Below are 7326 nucleotides of genomic sequence, written 5' to 3' on the forward strand. Positions count from 1 at the left end.
AAACGCTATTTCGGGGTCCAGGCCGCATAGTCGCCAGCCGTGGCAACCGTGTTGCCCGGATTCAGCTGCGACCCCTTCGGGCGGTAGGCCCCGCTGGTGCCGGTAAGGTTCTCCACATGTGGCTTCTGCCACTCGCGCGGAGTGTAGCTTTCCTCGCTCGGGGGAACGTCACCGTTGTGGCAGAGCCAGCCGCGCCAGCCGGGTGGGACCTTCGAGGCATCGGCATAGCCGTTATAGACGACCCAACGGCGCTCCGGCCCGACCGAACGATCGATCAGCGGACCAAGCGCCTTGTAATAGGTGTTGCCGAAATCGTCCGTACCAACGAGTTGCCCGTGCCGAGCCGTCATCACGGCGAGGGACATGGTCTGCCCGTTCCACCACGTGAAGATCCGCAGAAGCGTGTCCTTGAGAGCCATCGCACTTGCCTGAACCGGACCGGCGCGACCGCCCGTCCTTCGTTGACCGGGACTATGGTCAGGGGCTGGCACGAAGTCCAGCACGAGTCGGGTTGGGAAGTGTCCTGGGCGCCAAGTCGCCGATCGAGCGACGTAGCGGCAGTAGTGCTGCGGGAATCCCACACCGGCGCGTCTTAACCAAAGCCTTACATGGCTGAGACGGCCCCCGCCCTGTGAACTCGAAAATTTCTCAGCGTGATTCCTGCAACGGAAAACAGCACTTACCGCTGCTGTCGCGATATCCACAAGTTTCAGAGAGGGACCACAACATATAGCGCGGAACGTAGCCGGCACACACAAGTTGTTGACGTGAAGGGCATGTCCGAGATAGCTTTCGAGGGTCGCCGGAGAGACCTGTTCGGTCCGGTAGTTCTGAGCAGTTTCGGCCCTCTGACATCGCGTCGCGAGCGCGCTTAAGCGCTTGCCTTCATCAGACTCACGTGAAGCGGCGGCTGCGCAGAGCGCGGCGGCATCGTCGACTCTTCGACAAGGGATACAGGGTTCATGCGGTTCGAGCGGCGTTACACCACGGCCGGGCAATCCCCCTATGCGACCATCGCCTTTCGCAAGGCGCTGAGCGAGATCCGCAACCCGGACGGATCCATCGTCTTCCGCCTCGATGGTATCTCGGTGCCCGAGAGCTGGAGCCAGGTCGCCAGCGACGTGCTGGCGCAGAAGTATTTCCGCAAGGCCGGCGTGCCGGCGCGCCTGAAGAAGGTCGAGGAGAACGACGTTCCCTCCTTCCTGTGGCGCTCTGTGGCGGATGAGGCCGCCTTGGCGGATCTGCCGGAGGCCGAGCGCTCGGGCTCCGAGATCTCCTCGACCCAGGTCTTCGACCGGCTCGCCGGCTGCTGGACCTATTGGGGTTGGAAGGGCGGCTACTTTACCTCCGAGGAAGATGCCTCTGCGTTCCTCGACGAGCTTCGCTTCATGCTGGCCCGCCAGATGGTCGCACCGAATTCGCCGCAATGGTTCAACACCGGCCTTCACTGGGCCTACGGCATCGATGGCCCGGCGCAGGGCCATCACTATGTCGATTACCGCACCGGCGAGTTGGTGAAATCCGCTTCGAGCTACGAGCACCCGCAGCCGCACGCCTGCTTCATCCAGGGCGTGCAGGACGACCTCGTCAACGAGGGCGGCATCATGGACCTCTGGGTCCGCGAGGCGCGCCTGTTCAAGTACGGCTCGGGCACCGGCTCGAACTTCTCGATGCTGCGCGGCGAGAACGAGAAGCTCGGCGGCGGCGGCAAGTCGTCGGGCCTGATGTCCTTCCTCAAGATCGGCGACCGGGCGGCTGGCGCGATCAAGTCCGGCGGCACCACCCGGCGCGCCGCCAAGATGGTCATCGTCGACATCGACCACCCGGATATTGAGCAGTACATCGACTGGAAGGTGAAGGAGGAGCAGAAGGTCGCCGCCCTCGTCACCGGCTCCAAGATCGTTTCCAAGCACCTCCAGGCCGTGATGAAGGCTTGCACCCAGTGCGAGGCCGAGGGCGATGCCTGTTTCGACGTCGAGCGCAACCCCGTCCTGAAGAAGGCCGTGAAGGCCGCCCGCAAGGAGATGGTGCCGGACGGCTACACCAAGCGCGTCATCCAGTTCGCCCGCCAGGGTTTCACCAAGATCGACTTCCCCGTCTACGATACCGACTGGGATTCCGAGGCCTATCTCACGGTGGCCGGCCAGAACTCGAACAACTCCGTCTCGCTCACCGACGATTTTTTACGCGCAGTCGAGCGTGACGAGGAGTGGCATCTGACGGCCCGCACCACCGGCAAGTCGGTGAAGACGGTGCAGGCGCGCGAGCTCTGGGACAAGATTGGAGAGGCCGCCTGGGCGTCCGCCGATCCGGGTCTGCATTTCAATACGACGATGAACGACTGGCATACCTGCCCCTCGGCAGGCCGGATCCGCGCGTCGAACCCGTGCTCCGAATACATGTTCCTCGACGACACGGCCTGTAATCTCGCGTCCGCCAACCTGCTGACGATGTATGACCGCGCCAGCGGTGAATTCGATGTCGCCGCCTTCGAGCACCTCAACCGGCTCTGGACCGTGGTCCTCGAGATCTCGGTGATGATGGCGCAGTTCCCCTCGAAGGAGATCGCTGAGCTTTCCTACCGCTACCGCACGCTCGGCCTCGGCTACGCCAATATCGGCGGCCTGCTGATGAGCATGGGCTTGCCCTACGATTCGCATAAGGGCCGGGCGTTGGCCGGTGCCCTAACCGCGATCATGACCGGTGTCGCTTACGCTACTTCAGCGGAAATGGCGGCCGAACTCGGACCCTTCCCGGGCTACGACGAGAACGCGGATGCCATGCTCAAGGTCATCCGCAATCATCGCCGCGCGGCGCATGGCGAGGCTGCGGGCTACGAGTTCCTCTCGATCGCTCCCGTCCCCCTGGACATCGCCAACATCCCGCAGGCGAACCTGGCGGAACGCGCGAGGGTCGCATGGGACCGTGCACTCTCCCTCGGCGAGGAGCACGGCTACCGCAATGCGCAGGCGACCGTCATCGCGCCAACCGGCACGATCGGCCTCGTGATGGATTGCGACACGACCGGGATCGAGCCCGATTTCGCCCTGGTGAAGTTCAAGAAGCTCGCCGGTGGCGGTTACTTCAAGATCATCAACCGCGCCGTACCGGACGCCCTGCGTTCCCTCGGCTACCGCGAATCCGAGATCGCCGAGATCGAGGCCTACGCGGTGGGCCACGGCTCCATGGGTCAGTCCCCGGCCATCAACGCCGGCTCGCTCCGGGCCAAGGGTTTTACGGACGACAAGATCGCCGCCATCGAGGCGGGCCTGAAATCCGCCTTCGACATCAAGTTCGTGTTCAACCGCTGGACGCTCGGCGACGACTTCCTCACGACCGTGCTGAAGGTGCCCTCCGAGAAACTCGCCGACCCGACCTTCGAGATCCTCCCCTTCCTCGGCTACTCAAAGAAGGACATCGAGGCCGCCAACACTCATATTTGCGGTGCGATGACCCTCGAGGGCGCTCCATTCCTGAAGGCCGAACACTACGCGGTGTTCGATTGCGCCAACCCGTGCGGTCGCATCGGCAAGCGCTACCTCTCGGTGGAGAGCCACATCCGCATGATGGCGGCGGCGCAGCCCTTCATCTCGGGCGCCATCTCCAAGACCATCAACATGCCCAATGACGCTACCGTCGAGGATTGCAAGAACGCCTATAAGCTGTCCTGGACCCTTGCCCTCAAGGCCAACGCTCTCTACCGCGACGGCTCGAAACTCTCGCAGCCCCTGAACTCGGCCCTCATCGCGGACGAAGACGAGGATACCGAGGAGGCGATCGAAACCCTGGTGGCGCAGCCGGCTGCCGCCAAGGCAGCACAACTCGCGGAGAAAATCGTCGAGCGGGTGATCGAGCGCGTCGAGCGGATCCGCTCGCGAGAGAAGTTGCCCGACCGCCGCAAGGGATACACCCAGAAGGCCGTCGTCGGCGGCCACAAGGTCTATTTGCGCACCGGCGAATACGAGGACGGCCGCATCGGCGAGATCTTCATCGACATGCACAAGGAAGGCGCGGCTTTCCGCTCGCTGATGAACAACTTTGCCATCGCGATCTCGATCGGCCTTCAGTACGGCGTGCCGATGGAGGAATATGTCGACGCCTTTACCTTCACCCGGTTCGAGCCGTCGGGCTTCGTCCAGGGCAACGACGCGATCAAGAACGCCACGTCGATCCTCGACTACGTGTTCCGCGAGCTCGCCGTCTCCTATCTTGGCCGCATGGACCTCGCCCATGTCGACCCGTCCGAGATCGGAAACACGGTGATGGGCAAGGGCGAGGGCGAAGGCACCCGCAGCGGCGACAGGCCGGACACGATGGCGTCCAGCGTCGTCTCGCGCGGCCTGCTGCGTGGCTCAGCCGATCGGCTCACCCTGATCCAGGGCGGCCCGGGCGGCGGCACGGTGGGCGTCGGTTCCAGCCATGTAGGAACGAGCGCCCCGGCCGGGGGCGTCGTCCACGCCTTGCGGGGAGCGACTGCGCTCAAGGCTGAATTGGAAGTCGCTGGCCAAGCCGAAAGCCTCGTCGCCGCCCTTCCGTTCGCCAAGGCCGAACGCACCGTCTCGGACCGCCGGGCCGAGGCCAAGATGAAGGGCTATGTCGGTGAATCCTGCCCCGAATGCGCGAACTTTACCCTCGTGCGCAACGGGACCTGCCTGAAATGCGACACGTGCGGATCCACGACCGGCTGCTCGTAAGCGTTATTGATGTAATCGTAGCCGACAGGGAAGATTGCTCGCAAAGAGAGGATGTTTGGCTGCACGCGACAGGGGAGTTTGGTCATTCCCCCCTGTCGTCCCTGTGCGGAGGGCCCACACCGGGGCCTGAAGTGAGGGGCGAGGTGCAAGACGGCGGCGGCCGGAACCTTCATCAGGCGGAAACGCCGTGGCGCAACGGAGCCGCGCATCGACAGGTCCGGGGGATGGTGACGTTTGCCGTCCCCCGGCTTCCCACCCCCGACCATGGCGTCGGGTCACCCGGTTTATGGCGTTCCTCGCGTATCGAACAAATCATGAATCTCGGCCGTGGAGAACGGTACGCCGCGCTGAAGGGCACAGCCGGAGCGACATCCATGAACGCTCCCGTAAAGATCGCGCCGAAATCGAATCTCTTCGAATGGAGGCGGCTCGATCGCATCAATCTCGTCGGCAACGAGATGAGATCCATCTGGCGGGAACAGGAGAAGGACCGCGTCGGCATCGACGGGGAAATCGAGCGATGCCGTCCCCGGGCAGGCGAAGACGGGGCCGAGGCCACGGGTAGGATCCTGAAGATCCAATAGAAAACGGGAACGAGCTTGGTGATCCAGGCAGGGGCAACCGAGAGCCTGTCGAACGTCGCGGTCTTTCTGCGTCTGACCCCATCTCTTTGGACGGTCATCTGAACATGGTATTGGGGGGAGCCGTTCCGCCGCTGACGCTCCAGAACGGTTCCGACGACGCCCCGCCGCCGGTTACAGCACGGGGAAACTTCCGTTCGAACCCGCTTCAGTAAGACCGGGCACAGTACGAGATGGCAGCGAAGTGACTGAGCCCGTCAAAAAATCAAACGATTTCAGCCCGCACAGGTTCTCCGTTGCACCGATGATGGATTGGACCGACCGCTATTGTCGGTCGTTCCACCGGGTCCTGTCGCGCCGTGCCCGGCTCTATACCGAGATGGTAACCAGCAATGCTGTCCTTCACGGCGACAGGACGCGTCTGCTCGGGTTCTCGGAAGCGGAACATCCGGTTGCCGTCCAACTTGGCGGTTCGGTACCCGGCGATCTCGCCGAGGCAGCGCGCATCGCGGAGGGGTTCGGCTACGACGAAATCAACCTGAATGTCGGTTGTCCCTCGGACCGGGTTCAGGATGGCCGCTTCGGCGCTTGCCTCATGCGCGACCCGAGCTTGGTCGGCGCGTGCGTCGCGGCGATGAAGGCCGCCGTCTCGGTGCCCGTCACCGTGAAGTGCCGCATCGGGGTCGACGACCAAGATGTTGAGATCGCCCTCGATGCCCTCGTGGACGCGGTGGACCAGGCGGGTGTTGATGCTTTGATCGTTCACGCGCGGAAGGCTTGGCTTCAGGGCTTGTCACCGAAGGAGAACCGCGACGTTCCTCCCCTCGATTACGGGCGGGTGGCACGGTTGAAGCATAAGCGCCCTTCCCTGCCGATTGCCATTAACGGTGGCATCGCCACCATTGAAGAAACGTTGACGCAGCTGGCATTCGTCGACGGCGTGATGATGGGCCGGGCAGCCTATAACGAGCCGGCGGTTCTCCTCAATGTCGATCGTTCGATTTTCCAGGAGGCAGCCCCTGTGGCGGATGGCTTCGAGGCGGTGGAGGCGTTCGCACCGACCATCGCTAGGGCTTTGGGACAAGGTATTCGCTTGCACACGCTCACGCGTCATATGCTCGGACTGTTTAACGGACGGCCCGGCGCGCGCGCCTATCGCCGACATCTGTCGACCTTCGGCACCCGCACAGACGCCGATCTCTCGACCCTGCGCGAGGCGGTCGCTCACGTTTCTAGGGAAAGCCCCGAAGGAACTGTTGGTCAGGCGGCATGAGCGCCTGACGTCAATCGTCGGTCGCGCGCTCGAAGGTGACGATGCTGCGGGTTTCACCCTCCTCGGCCCAGTTCGGCATGATACGCCACGGGGTCAGGACACGAAGGCGTGCCCCATCGATCTCGAAGGAGCGCGTCTGTTCAGTGCCGACCCAAGCCGGGTTCCACGCCGCGTCGAGCTTGGCGGTCCACTGGTTTCCCGTGACAGTGAAACGGCCTGTATAGGCAATCATAGTGTCGAGGAGAGCGGCGCGTTCCTTGTCATTGACTGCGGGCTTGCGATCCTCACCAGTGAGGTTGAAAAACACTCTCCCCCCGGGCGTGAAATAAGCGAACCCCGTAGGACGGGCGCCCATGACGGGGATCATTTTGCCGTTAGAGCGAACCTCGACTTCATAGGAGACGAGCTTCCAAAGACCGGTAATCCGCGCATCGCCGGCGGCCTGCGCCGGTCCGGGGAGTCGCGAGATCAAAAGCAGAGGGAGGGACATCCCAAGAAAGCGGCGTCGTTGGATCGAAACTCTCATGGTCGGATTTGATCCTGTTTGAGAATTGCAGCCGGAGACTTATCCGTCAGACGGTCTCTGATGGGCCTATCCAATGAGGACTTGGCCTTCTCCATGCTATGACGCGTTGCGGCCCGCGGCGTGTGTACGCTGCGGGCTTTTGTGTGTGTGGTGATGTTTGGGAATTTGGTTGCGGGGACAGGATTTGAACCTGTGACCTTCAGGTTATGAGCCTGACGAGCTACCGGGCTGCTCCACCCCGCGCCAGGGTGT

Annotated in this window: 5 protein-coding genes and 1 tRNA gene; 3 read left to right on the top strand and 3 right to left on the bottom strand. The window is 63.1% G+C overall.

All coding sequences use genetic code 11. The annotated features are described in order from the left end of the window. Window positions 1–5 precede the first annotated feature (5 nt). Window positions 6–419 (bottom strand): NADH:ubiquinone oxidoreductase subunit NDUFA12, encoded by a 414-nt coding sequence (locus MKK51_RS25410; RefSeq protein ID WP_243982219.1) that lies wholly within the window; start codon window positions 417–419, stop codon window positions 6–8. 543 nt (window positions 420–962) lie between these two features. On the opposite strand from MKK51_RS25410, the gene MKK51_RS25415 reads away from it, so the two are divergent. The 3 genes from MKK51_RS25415 (at window position 963) to dusA (ending at window position 6548) form a co-directional block, all read left to right on the top strand. Next, window positions 963–4694 (top strand): vitamin B12-dependent ribonucleotide reductase, encoded by a 3732-nt coding sequence (locus MKK51_RS25415; RefSeq protein WP_243982220.1) that lies wholly within the window; start codon window positions 963–965, stop codon window positions 4692–4694. A 143-nt stretch (window positions 4695–4837) separates the two neighbouring features. Further along, window positions 4838–5278, top strand: a complete 441-nt coding sequence (locus tag MKK51_RS25420; RefSeq protein WP_243982221.1) for a DUF4365 domain-containing protein — start codon at window positions 4838–4840, stop codon at window positions 5276–5278. Window positions 5279–5519: 241 nt separating this feature from the next. Then, on the top strand, window positions 5520–6548 hold the full coding sequence (dusA, locus tag MKK51_RS25425; protein WP_313898839.1) for a tRNA dihydrouridine(20/20a) synthase DusA: 1029 nt from the start codon (window positions 5520–5522) through the stop codon (window positions 6546–6548). Window positions 6549–6558: 10 nt separating this feature from the next. On the opposite strand, the gene MKK51_RS25430 is transcribed toward dusA, so the two are convergent. Together MKK51_RS25430 and MKK51_RS25435 are read right to left on the bottom strand one after the other, a co-directional pair. After that, window positions 6559–7038 (bottom strand): lipocalin-like domain-containing protein, encoded by a 480-nt coding sequence (locus MKK51_RS25430; protein WP_243982304.1) that lies wholly within the window; start codon window positions 7036–7038, stop codon window positions 6559–6561. Between the two features lie 202 nt (window positions 7039–7240). Further along, window positions 7241–7317 (bottom strand) — tRNA-Met (locus MKK51_RS25435). Between the last annotated feature and the right edge of the window lie 9 nt (window positions 7318–7326).

The sequence above is a fragment of the Methylobacterium sp. E-045 genome (assembly GCF_022829685.1).
Lineage (GTDB): Bacteria > Pseudomonadota > Alphaproteobacteria > Rhizobiales > Beijerinckiaceae > Methylobacterium.